The 20,918-nt window shown below is 61.0% G+C and carries 15 protein-coding genes and 2 pseudogenes; 16 read left to right on the top strand and 1 reads right to left on the bottom strand.

What is annotated here, in order from left to right; translation table 11 throughout:
- Positions 1-14: 14 nt before the first annotated feature.
- Positions 15-542, bottom strand: a complete 528-nt coding sequence (locus ACIF4X_RS00330) for a hypothetical protein (RefSeq protein WP_397480703.1) — start codon at positions 540-542, stop codon at positions 15-17.
- Positions 543-921: 379 nt separating this feature from the next.
- On the opposite strand from ACIF4X_RS00330, the pseudogene ACIF4X_RS00325 reads away from it, so the two are divergent.
- The 16 genes and pseudogenes from ACIF4X_RS00325 to ACIF4X_RS00250 form a co-directional block, all read left to right on the top strand.
- Positions 922-2,052: pseudogene (locus ACIF4X_RS00325) on the top strand (cache domain-containing protein); the annotation flags it as partial.
- A 333-nt stretch (positions 2,053-2,385) separates the two neighbouring features.
- Positions 2,386-2,913 (top strand): annotated as a pseudogene (locus tag ACIF4X_RS00320) (methyl-accepting chemotaxis protein); the annotation flags it as partial.
- Positions 2,914-3,234: 321 nt separating this feature from the next.
- Positions 3,235-3,681 carry a DUF411 domain-containing protein gene (locus tag ACIF4X_RS00315; RefSeq protein ID WP_038368994.1) on the top strand — a complete coding sequence of 149 codons (447 nt, stop codon included), beginning with the start codon at positions 3,235-3,237 and terminating at the stop codon, positions 3,679-3,681.
- Entirely contained in the window at positions 3,681-4,115 is a 435-nt protein-coding gene (locus ACIF4X_RS00310) for a YqaA family protein (RefSeq protein ID WP_397480702.1), read from the top strand. The genes ACIF4X_RS00315 and ACIF4X_RS00310 overlap by 1 nt, the downstream gene beginning before the upstream one ends.
- A gap of 87 nt (positions 4,116-4,202) precedes the next feature.
- Positions 4,203-5,252 (top strand): alpha/beta fold hydrolase, encoded by a 1,050-nt coding sequence (locus ACIF4X_RS00305; protein ID WP_397480444.1) that lies wholly within the window; start codon positions 4,203-4,205, stop codon positions 5,250-5,252.
- Positions 5,253-5,265: 13 nt separating this feature from the next.
- Positions 5,266-6,219, top strand: a complete 954-nt coding sequence (locus tag ACIF4X_RS00300; protein ID WP_397480443.1) for a D-2-hydroxyacid dehydrogenase family protein — start codon at positions 5,266-5,268, stop codon at positions 6,217-6,219.
- A gap of 620 nt (positions 6,220-6,839) precedes the next feature.
- The gene (gene glgA, locus ACIF4X_RS00295) at positions 6,840-8,426 is read left to right on the top strand and encodes a glycogen synthase GlgA (protein WP_397480442.1); all 1,587 of its coding nucleotides are present in this window, start codon (positions 6,840-6,842) and stop codon (positions 8,424-8,426) included.
- A gap of 18 nt (positions 8,427-8,444) precedes the next feature.
- Positions 8,445-10,247: a malto-oligosyltrehalose trehalohydrolase gene (treZ, locus tag ACIF4X_RS00290; RefSeq protein WP_397480441.1), complete on the top strand. Its 1,803-nt coding sequence runs from the start codon at positions 8,445-8,447 to the stop codon at positions 10,245-10,247.
- Entirely contained in the window at positions 10,244-12,322 is a 2,079-nt protein-coding gene (gene malQ / locus ACIF4X_RS00285) for a 4-alpha-glucanotransferase (protein ID WP_397480440.1), read from the top strand. Before treZ ends, malQ begins: the two co-directional genes overlap by 4 nt.
- Positions 12,319-15,087, top strand: a complete 2,769-nt coding sequence (locus ACIF4X_RS00280) for a malto-oligosyltrehalose synthase (RefSeq protein ID WP_397480439.1) — start codon at positions 12,319-12,321, stop codon at positions 15,085-15,087. Before malQ ends, ACIF4X_RS00280 begins: the two co-directional genes overlap by 4 nt.
- 27 nt (positions 15,088-15,114) lie before the next feature.
- Complete coding sequence (locus tag ACIF4X_RS00275) at positions 15,115-15,429, top strand: DUF2934 domain-containing protein (RefSeq protein WP_397480438.1); 315 nt, start codon at positions 15,115-15,117, stop codon at positions 15,427-15,429.
- Positions 15,430-15,655: 226 nt separating this feature from the next.
- On the top strand, positions 15,656-17,815 hold the full coding sequence (gene glgX, locus ACIF4X_RS00270) for a glycogen debranching protein GlgX (RefSeq protein ID WP_397480437.1): 2,160 nt from the start codon (positions 15,656-15,658) through the stop codon (positions 17,813-17,815).
- Position 17,816: 1 nt separating this feature from the next.
- A complete protein-coding gene (locus ACIF4X_RS00265; protein ID WP_397480701.1) occupies positions 17,817-18,815 on the top strand; it encodes an acyl-CoA dehydrogenase in 999 nt (332 codons plus the stop codon).
- Positions 18,812-19,570: a PIG-L deacetylase family protein gene (locus tag ACIF4X_RS00260; RefSeq protein ID WP_397480436.1), complete on the top strand. Its 759-nt coding sequence runs from the start codon at positions 18,812-18,814 to the stop codon at positions 19,568-19,570. The genes ACIF4X_RS00265 and ACIF4X_RS00260 overlap by 4 nt, the downstream gene beginning before the upstream one ends.
- Entirely contained in the window at positions 19,567-20,166 is a 600-nt protein-coding gene (locus ACIF4X_RS00255; protein WP_397480435.1) for an SAM-dependent methyltransferase, read from the top strand. Before ACIF4X_RS00260 ends, ACIF4X_RS00255 begins: the two co-directional genes overlap by 4 nt.
- Entirely contained in the window at positions 20,163-20,849 is a 687-nt protein-coding gene (locus tag ACIF4X_RS00250) for a glycosyltransferase (protein ID WP_397480434.1), read from the top strand. Before ACIF4X_RS00255 ends, ACIF4X_RS00250 begins: the two co-directional genes overlap by 4 nt.
- Positions 20,850-20,918 lie beyond the last annotated feature (69 nt).

Below are 20,918 nucleotides of genomic sequence, written 5' to 3'. Positions count from 1 at the left end.
TACAACGGTCAGGTTCAAGCCTTGGACCTGACGCCTTGGTCAACCGGCTTCGCGACGTTGCCATCACCATAGGTCTTCAGATTCTGCAGGACGTAGATCGCTTTCTTGAACTCGGGGATGAGGTTTTTCCCGTAGGCGTTGCCATTGAGACCGTTGGACTGAATAGCATCGAGCTGGGTGGCAAAGTATTCCAATGCGTTGAATTTGACATCGATATCCTTGGTCACGCCAAAACGGTCGAACTTGTCACCGGCGTTCTTCAACGTAAAGGAAGTGATCTCGGAGATCAGCCCGCGGCTGCGCAGCATCTCGCTCAGATTGCCCATTTGTTTAACCGAAACATTCGCCGGATCGAAGCCCTTGATCGCCTTGCGCAAACCCTGCTTGTCCATCTCGGCGGTATTCAGCGCGGTGGGATCATTACCGACCAGCGTCAGCATCTGCTGCACCTTGACGCTCTGGGACACTTGTTTCTTTGCGCCGGTGTCGCGCACCAGTAGTCCTGCCTTGGCCTGCCAGCCGCCGACAATACCGATCGTCATGAAAAGACTCCCTGTGAAATGACCTGAAATATCCGAGTGAACGGCATTAATGGCCGCGAGTATCGGCGGGCGAACTGATGGCACCAACCTCTTTCTGCACTTTTTTACAATTCTTGTACATTCTCGATACAAATGCGCAACGCCGCGCAAACCCTGACTCAGAGCCGTCATCACAATGAAATGAAAATCGCTTTTTCAGCCAGTCACAGGCGATGCCCAGCGCTTGTGTATCGAACCCGATACCGACCAGTCATCGGCGCTCAGGTTTTTTAGGACGCAAGTACCTAAAGCTTCGCGATGTAACGACGATACGTTGTGGATACCCGCACTGTTTTGCCCCTGCCCCCTAATAAGAAACGCTGCTCAAGGACCGGTCTCCATGCCCGCATTCCGCACTATTTCGGCTCGCTACACGCTGTTTCTGGTTCTGTTCATCCTGCTGTTGTCGGTGTTGACCGTGGTCGGCATCAGCCAACTGGTCGCTCCCAAACTGCGTCACACCGAAGAACAAGTGGTGCTCAACCGCATCGCCGAAGTCGCCGAGCAGATTCAGGGCGAGTTGAACAAAGTGCAGGCGCAACAGCGCAGCATCACCCAGACCATCCCGCTGCTCGACAGCGCTGCCATCGACACGGTGCTGCCAGGCCTGGTCGATCAGTACGGCGAGTTGAAGGTGTTCGGCGGCGGGATCTGGCCGCTGCCGGGGCAGAGGGAGGCCGGGCGCAATAAATTCAGTACGTTCTGGCACCGTGACGCGTCGGGAAAACTGGCCGTGAACACGTTCTGGAACAGCGACGCGGCCCCCAACTATTACGACCAGAGCTGGTACAAGGGCGGCATGGCTACACCGCGTGGCAAATGCGCCTGGGCGGCGGCTTATAAGGATGATGCCAGCGCCGAGCCGCGCACCAACTGCGCCATGGCCATCCAGAAAAACGGTAGCGCCTGGGGGGTTTCGACCATCGACGTGACCCTCGGCTTCTTCAATGATCTGGTGGCGCGCAAGGAGAAAGACCTCAACGCCGAAATGCTGATCATCGAAGCCGACGGCAAGATCATCAGTAACAGCTCGCGCATCAGTGGCCCGATCGTGCTGAAGAACATCAGCGAACTGGCCGGTACGTCGACGTTCGCCAGCCAGGTAAAAAACGGCCTGCAGAACCGTGATCAGGCGCAGCGCATCGAGTTCGACAACAACGGTGAAGCCAGCACCTTCTTCATGCGCCCGATTGAAGGTACGCCTTGGTTCCTCGCCACCGCCCTGCCGACGAAAATGCTCACGGCGCAGCGTGATGACGTCCTCAGCACCTTGAGCCTGTTGCAGATTCCGCTGGTGATTCTGCTGGTGCTGTTGCAGGTCTATGCGATTCGCCAGTTGGTGCAGCGCATGAAAGCGTTGAAAGCCAACATCGATTTGCTGTCCAGCGGCGATGCCGACCTGACTCGCCGTATTACCATCCGCGCCGAAGATGAACTCGGGGCCATCGGCCATTCGGTCAACACCTTTATTGCCTACCTGCAAAACATGATCGGCGAAGTTACCCAGGCCACCGGCGCCATGGCTTCCAGCCTCGACAACCTGCAACGCACCTCGGCACACACCAGCCAGATACTGCTGCGTCACGCCTCGGAAACCGATCAGACCGTTACCGCCATCACCGAGATGAGTTCAACGGCAGAAAGCGTGGCGCAGAATGCCGCTGAAACCGCCGCTTTCACCCAGCGCGCCAACGAAAACGCCGACCGTTCGCGTGTGGTGGTGGGCGAAGCGACCAACAGCGTGGTGGCGCTGATCGATGAAGTGGCCAGCGCTACGCACAAAGTCGAAAACATGCAGCAGGACGCTCAGCGCATCACCGAGATCCTCGGGGTGATCGGCGCGATTGCCGGGCAGACCAACCTGCTGGCGCTCAACGCTGCCATCGAAGCCGCGCGCGCCGGTGAGCAGGGCCGTGGTTTTGCCGTGGTCGCCGATGAAGTCCGCGCCCTTGCCGCGCGCACCCAGGCCAGCACTTCGGAAATCAACGAGATGTTGACGCGTCTGACGCAAGGCGTGAGCTCGTCGGTCAGCGCCATGGAGAACACCCAGGCCAGTTGCCAGTCGGCTGCCGACGCGACTGCACGGGTCAACTCCGGTCTGGACGAAATGGCCGGCTCGGTCAGCCACATCAACAGCCTCAGCACGCAGATCGCCACCGCCGCCGAACAACAAAGCGCCGTCACCGAAGAGATCAACCGCAGCATGGTGCAGATCCGTCACATGGTCGATGAGCTGGTGCAGAGCGGCAAAGCCAGCGAGCTCAACACCCATCAGTTACTTGAAGCCAACAGCCGGGTGAGCGCGATCATGGGGCGCTTCAAAGTGCGCTGATCTCTGATTCCCACAAGGGCTTTCTGCCCAACAGATAACCCTTGTGGGAGCGAGCTTGCTCGCGAAAGCAATCTGCCAGTTACTGCTTCAGTGCCTGAATGACCGCATTCGCGAGCAAGCTCGCTCCCACAGATTCACACCATCGCCAGATGTGGCCACCTGACAACTTTGTCATCTCGCGCTCAGCAACCTGTCAGCGTTGATCTACGATCATCTTGCCAGCCTGCCTTGCAACAACTGGAAACATTGCGTTGATGCCGGGCGGAAAAAACCGGTCAAAATGCGTTCTTTTCTGATCGTCAGCCGAGCCGAGAATCCGTTATGCGAACCCATCTGCGTCTGGTCGCCCTGAGCGCCCTGTTCATTTCTTCCCTGGCCCAGGCCGCCGACCTGATCCCGATCGAAGTCCATCGTGACGCCAATTGCGGCTGCTGCAAAAAATGGATCAGCCACCTCGAAGCCAACGGCTTCAAAGTCGACGATCACGTCGAAAGCGACATGAGCAGCTTCAAGCAACAACATGGCGTACCGCCGCGTCTGGCGTCGTGCCACACCGCAATCATCAACGGCAAATTCGTCGAAGGCCACGTGCCGGCGGAGCAAGTGTTGGCCCTGAGCAAGCGTGACGATCTGCTCGGCGTGGCTGCTCCGGGTATGCCGATGGGGTCGCCGGGCATGGAAATGGACGGCATGAGCGATGCTTATCAAGTGATCGGCCTGAAAAAGGACGGCGCTGATGTGGTCGTGGCGGATTACCCGGCACATTGATCATCGCGGCTTACGGTGGATTGTTTCTCGCCGCATTCGGCGCGGCGACCTTGTTGCCGCTGCAGTCCGAGGCATTGCTGGTCGGTTTGATCGTCAGCGAACGCTACTGGTTGTGGGGCCTGCTGGCCGTGGCGACGCTGGGCAACGTACTCGGCTCACTGGTCAACTGGTGGCTGGGCCGCGGCATCGAGCGCTTTCAGGATCGACCCTGGTTTCCGGTCGGCCCCGCGCACATGGCCCGGGCGCGCAAACATTATGAGCGTTACGGCCACTGGTCGTTGCTGCTGAGTTGGATGCCGATCATTGGTGATCCGCTGACACTGATTGCCGGCGTCATGCGTGAACCGCTCGGGCGGTTTTTGTTGATCGTCACCTTGGCCAAAGGTGCCCGTTATGGCGTGCTGGCCATGCTGACGCTGGGCTGGCTGGGTTGAACGTTCGGACGCGGGCATTGCCTGTGTTTAACGTCGGCATAATCCAGCCGTTCCAGCATCGGCCGATTTCAAACGGAGTTTGACCTTATGTCTGTCACGTTTTCCCGTTGGCTTCCCGGCCTGTTTCTTTGCGCCGCCCTGCCGCTGTCAGTGCAGGCTGCGACGCCAACTGAATCAGCGCCTGAAGGCCCGGCCTATGGCCCGGAACTGCAAGGCTTCGAATACCCTTACACGCTTAAACACTTTGCTTTTCAGTCTCAGGGTAAATCCCTGCAAATGGGTTACATGGACGTCGCCGCTCACGGCAAGGCCAATGGCCGCACCGTGGTGCTGATGCACGGCAAGAATTTTTGCGCAGCGACCTGGGACAGTTCGATCAAGGCCTTGAGCGAGTCCGGTTACCGAGTGATCGCGCCAGATCAAATCGGCTTCTGCACCTCCAGCAAACCTGACCACTATCAGTACAGCTTTCAGCAACTGGCGACCAACACTCAGCAATTGCTCAAAGCGTTGGGCATTCAGAAAGCCACGTTGCTCGGCCACTCCACCGGCGGCATGCTCGCCACCCGCTATGCCTTGCTATTCCCCGAGCAGGTCGAGCAACTGGCACTGGTCAACCCGATCGGTCTGGAAGACTGGAAGGCCCTCGGCGTGCCCTATCGCACGGTGGACCAATGGTATCAGCGCGAGCTGAAAGTCAGCGCCCAAGGTATTCGCGATTACGAACGCACCACCTACTACGACGGCCGCTGGAAACCGGAATTCGACCGCTGGGTCGACATGCTCGCCGGGCTGAGCAAAGGCCCGGGCAAGACCGAGGTCGCTTGGAACTCGGCGCTGATCTACGACATGATTTTCACCCAACCGGTGTACTACGAGTTCAAGGACTTGAAGATGCCGACCCTGCTGCTGATCGGTACCTCCGACACCACGGCCATCGGCAAGGACCTCGCGCCGCCTGAGGTGAAAGCGAAAATCGGCCACTATGAGGTGCTCGGCAAACAAGTGGCCAAGCTGATCCCGCAGTCGACGCTGGTGGAGTTTCCCGGCATGGGCCACGCCCCACAAATGGAAGAACCGGCGCAGTTCCACAAGGCCCTGCTCGACTGGCTCAATACATCCAATCCCGTGCGTTGATGAGGTAAGGCAGATGGCGGTGCAGATTGCAGTGATCGATGACTGGCAGGACGTGGCTCGCGATGTGGTCGACTGGTCAGTGCTCGATAGTCTCGGTGAAGTGACGTTCGAACACGATTACCCGGCCGACAACGCCACCCTGGCCGAGCGTCTGGGCCGCTATCAGGTGATCTGCGTGATGCGCGAGCGCACGCGTTTCGATGAGGACTTGCTCAAGCGTCTGCCCAATCTCAAGTTGCTGGTCACCGGCGGCATGCGCAACGCGGCGCTGGACATGCAAGCGGCGGCAAAACTGGGCATCACGGTGTGCGGCACTGACAGTTACAAGCATGCGGCGCCGGAGTTGACCTGGGCGCTGATCATGGCGGCCACGCGCAATCTGGTGAATGAGGCTAATTCCCTTCGCGCCGGTGATTGGCAGCAGGGGCTGGGCGGTGACCTGCATGGCAAGACCCTCGGCATCCTCGGTCTGGGCAGCATCGGCCAGCGCGTCGCGCAGTTCGGCCAGGTGTTCGGCATGCGGGTGATTGCCTGGAGCGAAAACCTTACGGCCGAACGGGCTGAACAGGCTGGCGTGACGTACGTGAGCAAGCAGGAGCTGTTCGAGCAGGCCGATGTGTTGTCGGTGCATCTGGTACTCAGCGAGCGCAGTCGGGGCTTGGTCGATGCGCAGGCGCTGGGCTGGATGAAGCCGACAGCACTGCTGGTCAACACTGCGCGCGGGCCGATTGTCGATGAAGCGGCGCTGATCAAGGCCTTGCAGAAACAACAGCTCGCCGGGGCAGCCCTGGATGTGTTCGAGCAGGAGCCGCTGCCAGCGATGCACCCGTTTCGCACACTCGACAATGTGCTGGCGACGCCGCATGTCGGCTATGTCAGTCGGCAGAACTATGCGCAGTTCTTTTCGCAGATGATCGAGGATATTCAGGCTTGGGCGGCTGGGGAGCCGATTCGCCTGCTGAACTGAGATTTCCCCTCATTGCGCCGATGTAGCGACCACCGCCTTCGCGAGCAAGCTCGCTCCCACATTGGATCTGTGCCAGGAACAGATTTTTTGTCCATTGAAGATCCCCTGCGGGAGCGAGCTTGCTCGCGAAGAGGCATTCACAGTCATCCTTTCGACAAACTGCCCGCACCACAACAGTGCGCCCGCCCTCCTCGCTAGCACAAAATCGTGACTGCCCAGTCACCGTTTTGGCCCTGACTCGCAGAAAAACCTGCACTTCGTCGGTGCGTTTGCCCTTCCAGAGCACGGTTTCCGTTAACGGCAAACCGATTGTCGAACAATTTACCCATTTGCTCTGGCCCGCTCTAGGATCTGGCCTAGACTGACTTTCGCGGGGTAAAACCGACCCGTCACATCGCGGAAAAAAAGTCGAAACTTTTGCGCGTGGCGACGGGTCATCAGAAAGACAGGGCCAAAGCGACTGGTGCAATCCTTGCAACGGCCCGATCACCCATTCTGCTTGCGCGTGTTGGGTAGCGTTTGCTCACCGATGCGTGGCGCGTTTGCGCCCGGCCACAGGACTTGGCCATGGACATCGCTTGTTCAAGACAAGAATCAGATCAACGAGACGGGAGATTCATATGATCAGTGCGGCATTGGATATTCAGGGAGAGCGTGCTCAGCAGTCGGTTGGAGAATCGAGCACCGTCAGTGTTCCTGGCAGCCGACAGATCAACGTCCCCGGCACCAAAACGCTGACTCCAGTAGCGAGCCAGAACCCCAACAAGAAAAAAGTGTTATTCGTTACCTCGGAAATCGCCGATCTGGTCAAGACCGGCGGCCTGGGTGACGTGTCTGCCGCCCTGCCCCGGGCCATGGCCCATCTGCACGACGTGCGCGTGTTGATCCCCGGTTACCCGCAGGTGATGCACAGCGAAAACCCGATCCACATCATCGGCGAACTCGGCGGCCACGCCGCATTGCCACCGTGCAAGATCGGGCGCATGGACATGCCGGACGGTCTGGTGATCTACGTATTGATCTGCCCCGAACTCTACGAGCGTGAAGGCTCGCCTTACGGCGCCAACAACGGTCGCGACTGGCCGGACAACCACATTCGTTTCGCCCGCCTGGGCCTGGCCGCCGCCGATATCGCCGCCAATCTCGCACAAATTCACTGGTGCCCGGATCTGGTGCACGCCCATGACTGGCCGGCCGGTCTCGCCCCTGCCTATATGCACTGGCGCGGGCAACGCACACCGACCCTGTTCACCATTCACAATCTCGCTTATCAAGGCGTGACCAGCCTCGGCTCCTGCCCCGAACTGGGTATTCCCACCCATGCCCTGCAACAGGAAGGCATGGAGTTCTACGGCAAGATGTCATTCCTCAAGGCCGGCATGGCGTATTCGAGCCATATCACCACGGTCAGCGCCACCTACGCGCAGGAAATCACCACCCCGGACTTCGGCTGCGGCCTCGACGGTTTTCTCGCCGCCAAGACCCAGCAAGGTTTGCTCAGCGGCATTCCCAACGGCATCGATGAGAGCTGGGACGCCGCTACCGATCCGCACCTGTTCGCGCCATTTGCCATCGGTGATTGGGAAGGCAAAGCGGTCAACGCCGCGCATGTGCGTGAGCTATTTGAATTGAATGATTCAGAAGGCCCGCTGTTCGCTGTGGTGTCGCGACTGGTCTATCAAAAAGGTCTGGACCTGACGATAGCGGTGTCCGAGTACATCGTGCAGAACGGCGGCCAGATCGCCATCATCGGTCGCGGCGAACCGGAGGAAGAACAAGCCATGCGCGAACTGGCGCTGCGTTTTCCCGGGCAGATCGGCGTGCGTATCGGCTTCAACGAAACCGACGCCCGGCGCATGTTCGCCGGCAGCGACTTCCTGCTGATGCCATCGCGTTACGAGCCTTGCGGTTTGAGCCAGATGTACGCCCAGCGCTTCGGCTCGCTACCGGTCGCACGCAATACCGGCGGGCTGGCCGACACCATTGAAAACGGTGTCACCGGTTTCCTCTTTGATGAGTCCAGCGCTGAAAGCTATCAGGAAGCCCTGAGCCGCGCGTTCAAGGTGTTTGCCTTCCCCGAATTGCTCAATGCCATGCGTTGCCGGGCGATGGCTGCACCGTTCAACTGGTGCAAAGCGGTTGAACCGTACGCCGAACTCTACGAACAACTGGTCGCCAAGGCGCTGGGTAAAGCTCACCACAAATAACCAGGGAGGTTCACCACGATGCCGTTACGGTCTACTGAAACCTGGCCCCACGGCGCGATCATGCTGGACGCCGAACACACGCAATTTGCGCTATGGGCGCCAGATGCGTTTTACGTCAGTGTCGAACTTGAAAACGGCCAGTCGTTGCCAATGCTGCCGCAGGCAGACGGCTGGTTCGTGATCAAGACCCGCTTTCCGGCGGGCACTCGCTACCGCTACAACATCGACGGCGAACTGGAGGTGCCCGACCCGGCCTCCAGGGCACAGGATGGCGACCTTGACCGCCACAGCGTGGTGGTCGATCCGCTGAGTTATCAATGGCGACACACGGCCTGGCACGGTCGTCCGTGGAGCGAAGCGGTGATCTACGAGTTGCACGTCGGTGCGCTCGGGGGTTTCGCGGAAGTCGAACAACATCTGGCGCGCCTTGCGGGCCTGGGCATCACCGCCATCGAACTGATGCCGCTGGCGCAGTTCCCCGGCGAACGCAATTGGGGCTACGACGGTGTTTTGCCTTACGCCCCGCAAGCCTCCTACGGCACGCCGGAACAACTCAAACACCTGATCGACAGTGCCCACGGCCACGGTCTGGCGGTGATTCTCGACGTGGTCTACAACCACTTCGGCCCTGACGGCAATTACCTGCATCGTTACGCGAAAGGCTTTTTCCGCGAAGACAAACACACGCCGTGGGGCGCGGCGATCGATTTCCGCCGCGACGAAGTGCGTGAATTCTTTATCGAAAACGCACTGATGTGGTTGCTCGAATACCGCTTTGACGGTCTGCGCCTGGATGCCGTGCATGCCATCGAAGACCCGGATTTCCTCACCGAGATGGCCCGACGCATCCGCGCACAGATCGACCCGAGTCGACATGTCTGGCTGACCGTGGAAAACGAACTCAACCAGTCGAGCCTGTTGGAATACGACTACGACGCGCAGTGGAACGACGACGGGCATAACGCCCTGCACGTCCTGCTCACCGGTGAAACCGACGCCTATTACGCCGACTACGCCGCACAACCCACTGAACAACTGGTGCGCTGCCTGAGTCAGGGATTTGTCTTCCAGGGCCACATCACCCGTCACGGCGAACCGCGCGGCGAGCCCAGCGAACACCTGCCCTCCACGGCGTTCGTGCTGTTCCTGCAAAACCACGATCAGATCGGCAACCGCGCGTTCGGCGAGCGCCTGCATCATCTGGCCGATCCGCGTGCCGTGCAGGCAGCGACCGTGCTGTTGCTGCTGTCGCCGATGATTCCGCTGATGTTCATGGGCGATGAATTCGCCGCCGAGCAGCCGTTCCTGTTTTTCACCAGTCACCACGGCGAACTGGCCAAGTTGGTACGTGAGGGTCGCCGCAACGAGTTCGCCGCCTTCAGCGCCTTCACCGATCCGCACAAGCGCGAGCAGATTCCCGACCCGAATGCCGACAAAACCTTCCACGCCTCACAGCCAAGGTTGATCGGCCATGGCAGCGAAAAACAGCAGGAAACCCTCGCGCTGTACCAGAAGCTGCTGCAATTTCGCCATCAATACATCATTCCCCATCTGTCCGGCACGCAAGCGCTCGGCGCCCATATGCTCGGTTATGGCGCGGTCAGTGCGCGCTGGCGCCTGGGCAATGGCAGCGAGCTGCGAATTGACCTGAACCTCAGCGACACGCCAGTGGTCAACCCTCCACAGACCGAGGCCGTGTGGTTATTTCAACAGCCATCCACCGTCGATCTATCGGAATCGGGCGTACTGCCCGCGTATTGCGCGCTTGTCAGCCTCACGGCCGCAACCCCTTTGCAACCTCTGAATGGAGAGCGCCTATGAGCGATGCGCAACTGGAAATTCTTGCAAGCCGCGCCGGCCTCGCCGTCGACTGGATCGACGCCAACGGCCGCCCGCAAAAAGTCGCCCCGGCGGTGCTGCGCAATGTCCTCATAGGACTCGGCCACCCGGCCAGCACGGCGCAGGAAATCGACGCCAGCCTGTTGGAATTGCAAGCCGTTCAACAAGATCGCCATCTGCCGCCGCTGTTGACCAGCGATGTCGGTGTCGGCGTTGATCTGGCGCGTTACTTTTCGCCTGAAACCCCCTGCGAAATCCACCTTGAAGACGGTTCACGCCTGAACCTCAAACTGGATAGCGAAGCGGTGTTGCCGGGCCTGATCCCGGTCGGTTATCAGCAAGTGCACATTGGCGATCAATACTTCACCCTGGCCGTCGCCCCGGAGCGCTGCTTCAGCGTCGGCGATGCGGTCGACAATCCAATCCCGCGCGCGTGGGGCCTGAGCGTGCAGTTGTATTCCCTGCGTCGGCCCGGCGACTGTGGTTTCGGCGACACTCAAGCGCTGGAAGAACTGGTGCGCGTGGCCGGTGAGCGCGGCGCCGAGGCCCTGGCGATCAGCCCGCTGCACGCCATGTTCAGCGCCGATACCGGCCGTTATAGCCCTTATTCTCCGTCCAGCCGGCTGTTCCTCAATTCCCTGTACGCCGCACCGGGCGCCATTCTCGGTGAACGCGCCTTGCGCGATGCCATCGACGCGGCAGGCCTGGCGGAGCAGTTCGCGCAACTCGAAGACCTTAAACTGATTGACTGGCCGAGCGCCGCCGACGCCAAGCAAAAACTCTTGCAAGCCTTGTATGAAGGATTCGTCGCCGGCGACCACCCGCTGCACCCGGACTTCGCCAGTTTCCGTCACGCCGGTGGCGAAGCACTGGAAAATCACTGCCGTTTCGAAGCGATTCAGGAAATGCGTGCCGCCCGTGGCGAGAACCTCGACTGGCGGCAATGGCCAGAGCACTGGCACGACCCACGCGGCGCGGCGCTGGAAGCCTTTGCCGAAGAATACGCCGAGCGCATCGGCTATTTCGCTTTCTGCCAATGGCTGATCCACCGTTGTCTGGAACGCGCGCAAACCGCCGCACGCAGCGCCGGCATGGGCATTGGCCTGATCGCCGATCTGGCGGTGGGCGCCGATGGCGCTGGCAGTCAGGCCTGGAGTTTTCAGGATGAATTGCTCGCCTCACTGACCGTCGGCGCACCGCCGGACATTCTCAACCGCTCGGGTCAAGGCTGGGGCATTTCCGCGTTCTCGCCGGAAGGCCTGATCCGCAATGGTTTTCGCGCTTTCATCGACATGCTGCGCGCCAATTTCGCCCACGCCGGTGGTTTGCGCATCGACCATGTCATGGGCCTGCAACGCTTGTGGGTGATCCCCAACGGCGCCGCACCGGCCGATGGCGCGTACCTGTATTACCCGGTCGACGACTTGCTGCGGTTACTGACGCTTGAATCCCATCGCCACCAAGCGATTGTCCTCGGCGAAGACCTCGGCACCGTGCCTGATGGCCTGCGCGAGAAGCTCATCGCCCGCTCCATGCTGGGCATGCGCGTGTTGCTCTTCGAACAGGACAACACCCATTTCAAACCGATTCTCGACTGGCCGGACAACGCACTGGCGACCACCAGCACCCATGATCTGCCAACGCTCAACGGTTGGTGGCATGGCCGTGATATCGACTGGAACGCGCGGTTGGGTTTTGTCGACGCCAACGGTGAGATCGAATGGCGCCAGCACCGCCAGCGTGAGCGCGAAGGTTTGCGCAGCGCGCTCAGCCAGGACCCGCAGAACTTTCGCGAGGAGTCCCACGAGGCCGATCAAGTGGTGGATGCCGCGGTGCGATTCCTCGGCCACACCCGTGCACCGTTGGTGCTGCTGCCGCTGGAAGATGCGCTGGGCATCAACGAACAGGCGAATTTTCCGGGCACCATCGACACCCACCCGAACTGGTCACGACGTTTACCCGGCACCAGCGAGGCATTGCTCGATGACGCCGATGCGGCGCGACGTCTGGAACTACTCGCGTGCGCGCGTCTTCAGGCTGCCGAGCGTGACCAATGAATCAAGCGCTCATCCAGCCTCTACGCGCGACCTTGCGCCTGCAATTTCATAAATGCTTCACCCTTGAACAGGCCGTGCCACTGGTGCCCTACTTTGCCCGGCTCGGTATCAGCCATATTTACGCCTCGCCGCTGCTCGCGGCTCGGGCCGGTTCCATGCACGGCTACGATGTCGTCGACCCGACCCAGGTCAACCCCGAACTCGGTGGCGAGCCGGCGTTAAGGCGCTTGGTCGGCACCCTGCGCGAACACAACATGGGACTGATCCTCGACATCGTCTCCAACCACATGGCGGTCGGTGGCAACGACAATCCGTGGTGGCTCGACCTGCTGGAATGGGGGCGGCTGAGCCCTTACGGCGAGTTCTTCGACATTCAATGGCACTCGCCCGACCCGCTGATGGAAGGCCAGTTGCTGCTGCCGTTTCTTGGCAGCGATTATGGTGTGGCGTTGCAGGAAGGCACGCTGAAGCTGCTGTTCAAGGCAAACACCGGCAGCTTTTACGTCGAGCACTACGATCATCATTTCCCGATCTGCCCGAGTGATTACGGTGAGATCCTCAAACATCAGGAGACGCTGAAATCCCTCGCTGACCGGTTCAGCACGCTCAGTTATCAGACTGATGCACATTCGCTGGCGATGCCACTGAAGGAAGAGCTGCGCGAACTGGCGGGCGATTCGCAGACGCTTGAAGCGATTCACAGCAACCTGCAGCATTTCGACTCGACCACCGAAGAAGGCTTCCACAAGCTGCATCAATTATTGGAGCGTCAGAGCTATCGTCTGGCGAGTTGGCGCACGGCGGCGGATGACATCAACTGGCGGCGCTTCTTCGACATCAACGAGCTCGGCGGGCTGCGTGTTGAGCGCCCGGCTGTATTCGAGGCCACCCACGGCAAGATCTTCCAGTTGATCGCCGAGGGTCTGGTCGACGGCTTGCGTATCGACCACATCGACGGCCTCGCCGATCCGCGTGGTTATTGCCGCAAGCTGCGCCGGCGCGTCGATCTGCTGGCGCCCGGCAGGCACTTGCCGATCTACGTCGAGAAGATCCTCGGCGCCGGCGAAACCCTGCACCGTGACTGGGCGGTGGATGGCACCACGGGTTACGAGTTCATGAATCAGCTGTCGCTGCTGCAACACGACCCGGACGGTGAATTCGTGCTCGGTGACCTCTGGCAGCGGCGCACCGAACGCCCGGCCGCGTTCATCGAAGAAGCACAGCTGGCGCGTCAGCAGATTCTCAACGGCTCGCTGGCCAGCGATTGCGAAAGCGTCGCCCAGGCCCTGCTGCAAGTCGCCCGCGATGACCTGATGACCCGCGACCTGACTCTCGGTGCGATCCGCCGGGTGCTGCAGGCGCTGATCGTGCATTTCCCGGTCTATCGCACTTACATCAGCGCCATGGGCCGCTCGGCGCAGGACGAGGTGTTTTTCCAGCAAGCCATGGACGGGGCCCGGCAAACGCTGAGCGAAGCCGACTGGCCGGTGCTCGACTGCGTTGCCGCCTGGCTCGGTGGCACGCCGTGGCGGCGCAAACCACGTGGGCGTTCACGCAAGATCCTCAAGCATGCCTGTGTGCGTTTTCAACAACTGACGTCTCCGGCGGCGGCCAAAGCCGTGGAGGACACCGCGCTGTATCGCTCTGCGGTGCTGTTGTCGCGCAATGATGTCGGCTACAACACTGAACAGTTCAGTGCCCCGCTCAGCGACTTTCATGCGGTCAATCAGCAACGGTTGAATGAATTCCCCGACAACTTGCTCGCCACCGCGACCCACGACCACAAACGCGGCGAAGACACGCGCGCGCGGCTGGCCGTGCTCAGTGAACGCAGCCATTGGTACGCCGAGCAGATCGAACTGTGGCGCGCCCTCGCCCGCCCGGTGCGCGTTGACGAGCAGATGCCGTCGAGCGGCGATGAACTGATCCTCTATCAAGCGTTGCTGGGCAGTTGGCCGCTGCAACTGCGCGATGACGATCAGGCCGGGTTCGCTGACTACGCCAATCGCGTCTGGCAATGGCAACAGAAAGCCCTGCGCGAGGCCAAGCTGCAAAGCAGTTGGAGCGCACCCAATGAAGTCTATGAAAACGCCGCGCAGGCGTTCACCGAAAAACTCCTCACCGGTGAAGAAGGCGAACTGCTGCGCGCAGCACTGAGCAAGACCGTCAACAGCATCGCCGCTGCCGGCGCCCTCAATGGCTTGGCGCAAACCTTGCTGCGCATGACCGTGCCGGGGGTGCCGGATCTGTATCAGGGTAATGAGTTCTGGGACTTCAGCCTGGTCGATCCGGACAATCGCCGGCCGGTGGATTACGCCGCTCGTGAACACGCCTTGCAGGAGCGATTGCCACCTGTGGAGTTGCTGGCGAACTGGCGTGACGGGCGCATCAAGCAAGCCTTGATCGCCCAAGTGTTGACCCTGCGTATCGAGCATGCCGAGCTGTTCCGCCGTGGCAGCTACCAAGCTCTGGAAGTGCTCGGCAGTCAGGCGCACAACGTGCTCGCGTTTGCCCGCGAGCACGAGGAGCAGCAGGCCATCGTGATCGTGCCGATCCGTTGCGCCACGTTGCTGGAAAACAGTGCTGTACCTCAGGTCGATGCGCTGCGCTGGGGCGATACGCGGGTGGTTTTACCGTTCGCCGCCTCTGACACAAACCTGAAGGGACTTTTTTCAAGCACAGCAGTCACAAAAAACAGGGAGCTGAATATCAGCGACGCGCTGGGGGATGTCCCGGTCAATCTCTTTATCCAACACTTAACGTAAGCACGAGTTCAGTTCAGGAGCATTGCGATGAGTACCGACGATAAACGCATTCGCGAATTCGCCTATCAAATCTGGGAATCGGAAGGTCAGCCTGCTGGCCAGGAGGAGCGCCACTGGGAGATGGCGCGCAAACTGGCCGAAGCGGAAGCCCTTGCCCCGAAAAAGCCACCAAAAGTGGCTGGCAGCAAAACCGCAGGCAAGGCTACTGAGGCCAAGGCCCCAGCCGCCAAACCGAAACCTGCGGCCAAAGCCAAACCGGCCAGCGCCGCCAAAGTGATTCCCCCGGGCGAGAAAGCCGCCGAGAAAAAGCCCCGAGCGCCGAAGAAGCCTTCGGCGATCTGACGCTCTAACCGGATTATTGAACTGAATGAACGTGTGGCGGGTTCGCTCGCCACCGAGGACGCGCTCGTCCTCAAGAAAGCACACCCATCCCTGTGGGAGCGAGCTTGCTCGCGAAGGCGGAGTGTCAGGCGACTGCAATGTTGAATGTCAGATCGCATTCGCGAGCAAGCTCGCTCCCACAGGGTCCGGTGTTAACCGAACTACCCCGATTTTTGCAGGAGCAATCATGACCCGTCCAAAGAAAGCCGAGCCCACCGCGCACGCCGAGCCGTCGAGAATCCGTGAAGGCCTGCCCTTCCCCCTCGGTGCAACCTGGGATGGGCTGGGGGTGAACTTTGCCCTGTTTTCCGCCAACGCCACCAAAGTCGAACTGTGCATCTTCGACGATGCCGGCGAGGTTGAGCTCGAACGCATCGAACTGCCGGAATACACCGACGAGATTTACCACGGCTACCTGCCCGATGCGCACCCGGGGCTGATCTACGGCTACCGCGTCTACGGCCCGTATGACCCGGCCAACGGTCACCGCTTCAACCACAACAAATTGCTCATCGACCCGTACGCCAAGCAATTGGTCGGCCAACTCAAGTGGTCAGAAGCGCTGTTCGGCTACACCATCGGCCACCCGGATGCCGACCTCAGTTTCGATGAGCGCGACAGCGCACCGTTCGTGCCCAAGTGCAAAGTCATCGACCCCGCACACACGTGGGGCAACGACCACCGTGTCAGCGTGCCGTGGGACAAAACCATCATTTACGAAACCCACGTGCGCGGCATCAGCATGCGCCACCCCTCGGTGCCGGAGAACGTACGTGGCACCTTTGCCGGGTTGATGGTCGACGATGTGCTCGAACACATCCGCAAGCTCGGTGTGTCGACGGTCGAGTTACTGCCGATCCACGCGTTCGTCAACGACCAGCACCTGCTGCACAAAGGCATGACCAATTACTGGGGCTATAACAGCATCGCCTTTTTCGCCCCGGACCCACGCTACCTGGCCAGCGGCAAGATTGCCGAATTCAAGGAGATGGTCGCGCACTTGCACGAAGCCAACCTCGAAGTGATTCTCGACGTGGTCTATAACCACACCGCCGAGGGCAACGAGCAAGGCCCGACCCTGTCGATGCGCGGCATCGACAATGCCTCTTACTACCGCTTGATGCCCGACGACAAACGCTTCTACATCAACGACTCCGGCACCGGCAACACGCTGGACCTGAGTCATCCGTGCGTCCTGCAAATGGTCACCGACTCGTTGCGTTACTGGGCCAGCGAGATGCACGTCGACGGCTTCCGCTTCGATCTGGCGACCATTCTCGGCCGCTACCACGATGGTTTCGATGAGCGTCACAGCTTCCTCGTCGCTTGCCGTCAGGACCCGGTGCTGCGCCAGGTGAAAATGATTGCCGAACCGTGGGACTGCGGCCCCGGTGGTTATCAAGTGGGCAACTTCCCGCCGGGCTGGGTCGAGTGGAACGACAAGTTCCGCGACACCGTGCGCGCCTTCTGGAAAGGTGACGACGGTCAGGTCGCCGACTTCGCCAGCCGCATGACCGCCTCCGGCGAGATGTTCAACCAGCGCGGGCGGCGGCCGTATTCGTCGGTGAACTTCATCACCGCCCACGACGGTTTCACCCTCAACGATCTGGTGTCGTACAACGACAAACACAATGAAGCCAACGACGAGAACAATCAGGACGGCAGCAACAACAACCTGTCGTGGAACCACGGTGTCGAAGGCCCGACTGACGACCCTGAAATCAATGCCCTGCGTCATCGGCAGATGCGCAATTTCTTCGCCACCCTGCTGCTCGCCCAGGGCACGCCAATGATCGTCGCCGGTGATGAATTCGCCCGCACTCAGGACGGCAATAACAACGCCTACTGCCAGGACAGCGAAATCGGTTGGGTCAACTGGGATCTGAGCGAGGACGGCAAGGCACTGCTCAAGTTCGTCAAACGCCTGATCAAGTTGCGCCTGACTTACCCGATTTTGCGTCGCGGGCGTTTTCTGGTGGGCGAGTACAACGAGGACATCGGCGTCAAGGACGTCACCTGGCTGGCGCCGGATGCGACCGAGATGACCACCGAGCATTGGCACGATGCGCACAATCGCTGCCTGGGCATGTTGCTCGACGGCCGCGCGCAGGAAACCGGGATTCGCCGCAAGGGTGCGGATGCGACCTTGCTGCTGGTGGTCAACGCCCATCACGACATCGTCAACTTCACGTTGCCGGAAGTGCCGGAAGGCAGCTTCTGGACGTGCATGATCGACACCAATCAGCCGTCGATCCGTGGGCAGGAACGCTTCGATTTCGGCCACGAATACTCGGTCACCGGGCGCTCGCTGCTGCTGTTCGAACTGCAACGTGATGAAGAAGACTGATATGGATCTGCACCGTTATCTCGCCCGGCGTCCGGCAGATTATCCGCACACCGTAGCGCTCGGCGATTGTCTGCGGGCGCTGGTCGAAGCCGGGCTGGATCGTTTGCCGTTGCCGGGCAGTGGCCGCACGCTGGAACGTTTTCAGCAGTTGGCGGAAGTCGGCGGGCATGACCTCGGTTTGTGCAAACTGTTCGAAGGCCATACCGACGCACTGGCGATCATCGAGCAATTGGGCGGCACGCCGACGCCGGGCAGCACCTGGGGCATGTGGGCGGCTGAACCACCGCAGGCACGAGTCAAGGTCAGCCCGGCCGGGCACATGGTCGCGTTGCACGGGCGCAAGGCCTGGTGCTCCGGGGCCGCCGTGCTCAGCCATGCCTTGCTCACCGCGTGGGATGCCGAGGATCAGCAACAGCTGGTGGCCGTCGCCCTCGATCAACCGGGCGTGACCGTCACCGAACAAGGCTGGCAAGCCGTTGGCATGGCCGCCACCGGCAGCGTCGAGGTGCTGTTCGACGGCGCCGAAGCGCAGGCCATCGGCAATCCCGGCGACTATCTGCAACGACCGGGTTTCTGGCAAGGCGGAATCGGAATAGCGGCGTGCTGGTACGGCGCCGCAAGGCAAATTGCCGAAGCGTTGCGCGCGCAGTGTGGGCAGCGCCCGGAGCCGCACGCCCTCGCCCATCTCGGCGCGGTCGACAGCGCCTTGCAGGCGGCCGCCGATGTGCTGCGTTTCAGCGCCCTGCACATCGATGCACATCCCGCAGACAACGCCGAACTGCTCGCCCGTCGTGCCCGTGCGGTGGTCGAACAGTCAGTTGAGCAGGTGATGCGTGAAGTCGGTCGCGCCCTCGGCGCCGGGCCGTTTTGCAAGGATCGACACTTTGCCCGGCTCAGCGCCGACCTGCCGGTATTCCTGCGTCAGAGTCATGCCGAACGTGATCTGGCTGCACTCGGGCAACTGGTTGCCGGGCAATCCACGGAGGCATGGGCACTATGAAAACCAATCCGATTGTCGGCCAGGGCACGAGCCTGCATCAGTGGCAGGCTTCGCGGCATCTGGCGGAGCTGGACAGCATCGACATCCTCAGTCTGGTGCCTCCGGGCGCACGGGCGGTGATTGTTGCGCCGCACCCGGACGATGAAGTGCTCGGTTGTGGCGGTTTGCTGCAATTGCTCGCCGAGGCCGGCCGGCCTGTGCAGTTGATTTCAGTCACCGACGGCAGCGCCAGTCACCCCGGTTCCAGTCGTTGGCCGGTGGAACGTCTGAGCGTGGTACGCCCGCAGGAGTCTGCCGAAGCGTTGCGGCGTCTCGGTTTGCCGATGCATCGCGTGAAGTGGCTGCGTGGTGGCTTCAGCGACACTCAGGTCGCGGCGCAGGAAGCGCAGTTGGTCGATTTCATCGAGCGTCATCTGCGCTCCGATGACGTGCTGTTCACCACGTGGAGCGAAGACGGTCATTGCGACCACGAAGCCGTCGGCCGCGCCAGTGCCGAGGCTGCCCGCCGCGTCGGTGCGAGTTGCCATGAACTGCCGGTGTGGACCTGGCACTGGGCAACCCCGGAAGACGCCTTCGTACCGTGGCAACGCGCACGCAAGATTCTTCTGACGCCCGCGCAAGTCGCGCGCAAGCGCCACGCGGTACACGCCTTCGCCAGTCAACTGGAAGGGGACCCTGACGCCGGACTCGGTCCGGTGCTCGCGCCGTATGTGCTCGATCGCCTGCTGCAGCCCTTCGAAGTGGTGTTTCTATGAGTGTCGAGGATCGCTATTTCGATGGTCTGTTTGCCGGCAACGACGACCCGTGGGCCTTCCGCGATCGCTGGTACGAACAGCGCAAACGCGCGATCACCCTCGCCGCCCTGCCGCGTCCGCACTACCGGGCAATCTTTGAGCCGGGATGCGCCAACGGCGAGTTGAGCGCAGAACTGGCCAGTCTCTGCGATCGCTTGCTGTGCTGCGACACCGCCAGTGCGGCAGTGACTCTGGCGCGCACGCGGTTGAGCCTGTTCGACCACGCCGAAGTGCGGCAAAACCGTCTTCCCGGCGACTGGCCGGAGGAAAAATTCGACCTCATCGTATTTAGCGAGATCGGCTACTACCTCGATGGCGCAGATCTGACAGACGTGATCCGTCGGGCCAGTGATTGCCTGACTGCAGACGGCCAGTTCCTCGCTTGTCACTGGCGTCCGCCGATCGACGATTGCCCGCTGAATGCGCGGCAGGTTCACGACCTGATCCACGAAAAACTGCATCTGCCGCGTCTGGTTTTGCATCAGGAAGCGGACTTTATCCTTGAGATATGGAGCCGCGAACCGCGCTCGGTAGCGGCGCTGGAGGGGTTGCGATGATCGGCATTCTGATCCCGGCACACAACGAAGAAGACTTGCTCGACGAATGCCTGAGCGCGGCGATGCGCGCCAGCCGGCATGGCTTGCTGGCCGGCGAGCGCGTTGAAGTGCTGGTGGTGCTCGACAGCTGCACCGACCGCTCGGCGCAGATTGTCAGTCGCTATCCGGTGCTGAGTCTGCACATCGACGCACGCAATGTCGGCCAGGCGCGCGCGGCGGGTGCACAGCTATTGCTGGAGCGCGGGGCACGCTGGATCTCCTGCTCGGACGCCGACAGCCGCGTCGCCGATGACTGGCTGGTGGCGCAGTTGGGCTTGGGTGCGGACGCGGTCTGCGGTACCGTCACGGTCGAGCACTGGCACGAGTCGTTCGATGCAGCGGCGCAAATCCGCTATCACCGGCATTACCGGGCCTGCGATGGCCATCGGCATATCCACGGTGCCAATCTGGGCATCAGCGCCGACGCCTACCGCTGGGCCGGAGGCTTTAAACCGCTGGCTTGCGACGAGGATGTGCAATTGGTGCGGGAACTGGAACTCGACGGCGCGAACATCGCCTGGAGCCATCGCCCGCAAGTGCTTACCAGTGCGCGATTCGACAGCCGTGCGCGCGGTGGCTTTGGTGACTACCTGCGAAATCTGGCACAGATAGCGCAAAAAAAAGCGGATCAGATTGATCTGTGACGCGACGAACTTCGCTTCATGAGCAATACTCTGCTGCGCGGCAATCCAGGGTTCGGAGCGTCGCAGGGC

This window comes from Pseudomonas sp. NPDC085632 (genome assembly GCF_044541255.1).
In the GTDB taxonomy this organism is placed as follows: Bacteria; Pseudomonadota; Gammaproteobacteria; order Pseudomonadales; family Pseudomonadaceae; genus Aquipseudomonas.
This window is presented reverse-complemented; position numbering and strand designations above follow the sequence as displayed.

Coding starts and splice junctions, on each gene's coding strand:
- glgX (WP_397480437.1), top strand. CDS start 15,656: ATGACCCGTCCAAAGAAAGCCGAGCCCACCGCGCACGCCGAGCCGTCG.
- ACIF4X_RS00260 (WP_397480436.1), top strand. CDS start 18,812: ATGAAAACCAATCCGATTGTCGGCCAGGGCACGAGCCTGCATCAGTGG.
- ACIF4X_RS00275 (WP_397480438.1), top strand. CDS start 15,115: ATGAGTACCGACGATAAACGCATTCGCGAATTCGCCTATCAAATCTGG.
- glgA (WP_397480442.1), top strand. CDS start 6,840: ATGATCAGTGCGGCATTGGATATTCAGGGAGAGCGTGCTCAGCAGTCG.
- ACIF4X_RS00265 (WP_397480701.1), top strand. CDS start 17,817: ATGGATCTGCACCGTTATCTCGCCCGGCGTCCGGCAGATTATCCGCAC.
- ACIF4X_RS00305 (WP_397480444.1), top strand. CDS start 4,203: ATGTCTGTCACGTTTTCCCGTTGGCTTCCCGGCCTGTTTCTTTGCGCC.
- malQ (WP_397480440.1), top strand. CDS start 10,244: ATGAGCGATGCGCAACTGGAAATTCTTGCAAGCCGCGCCGGCCTCGCC.
- treZ (WP_397480441.1), top strand. CDS start 8,445: ATGCCGTTACGGTCTACTGAAACCTGGCCCCACGGCGCGATCATGCTG.
- ACIF4X_RS00330 (WP_397480703.1), bottom strand. CDS start 542: ATGACGATCGGTATTGTCGGCGGCTGGCAGGCCAAGGCAGGACTACTG.
- ACIF4X_RS00255 (WP_397480435.1), top strand. CDS start 19,567: ATGAGTGTCGAGGATCGCTATTTCGATGGTCTGTTTGCCGGCAACGAC.
- ACIF4X_RS00300 (WP_397480443.1), top strand. CDS start 5,266: ATGGCGGTGCAGATTGCAGTGATCGATGACTGGCAGGACGTGGCTCGC.
- ACIF4X_RS00315 (WP_038368994.1), top strand. CDS start 3,235: ATGCGAACCCATCTGCGTCTGGTCGCCCTGAGCGCCCTGTTCATTTCT.
- ACIF4X_RS00250 (WP_397480434.1), top strand. CDS start 20,163: ATGATCGGCATTCTGATCCCGGCACACAACGAAGAAGACTTGCTCGAC.
- ACIF4X_RS00280 (WP_397480439.1), top strand. CDS start 12,319: ATGAATCAAGCGCTCATCCAGCCTCTACGCGCGACCTTGCGCCTGCAA.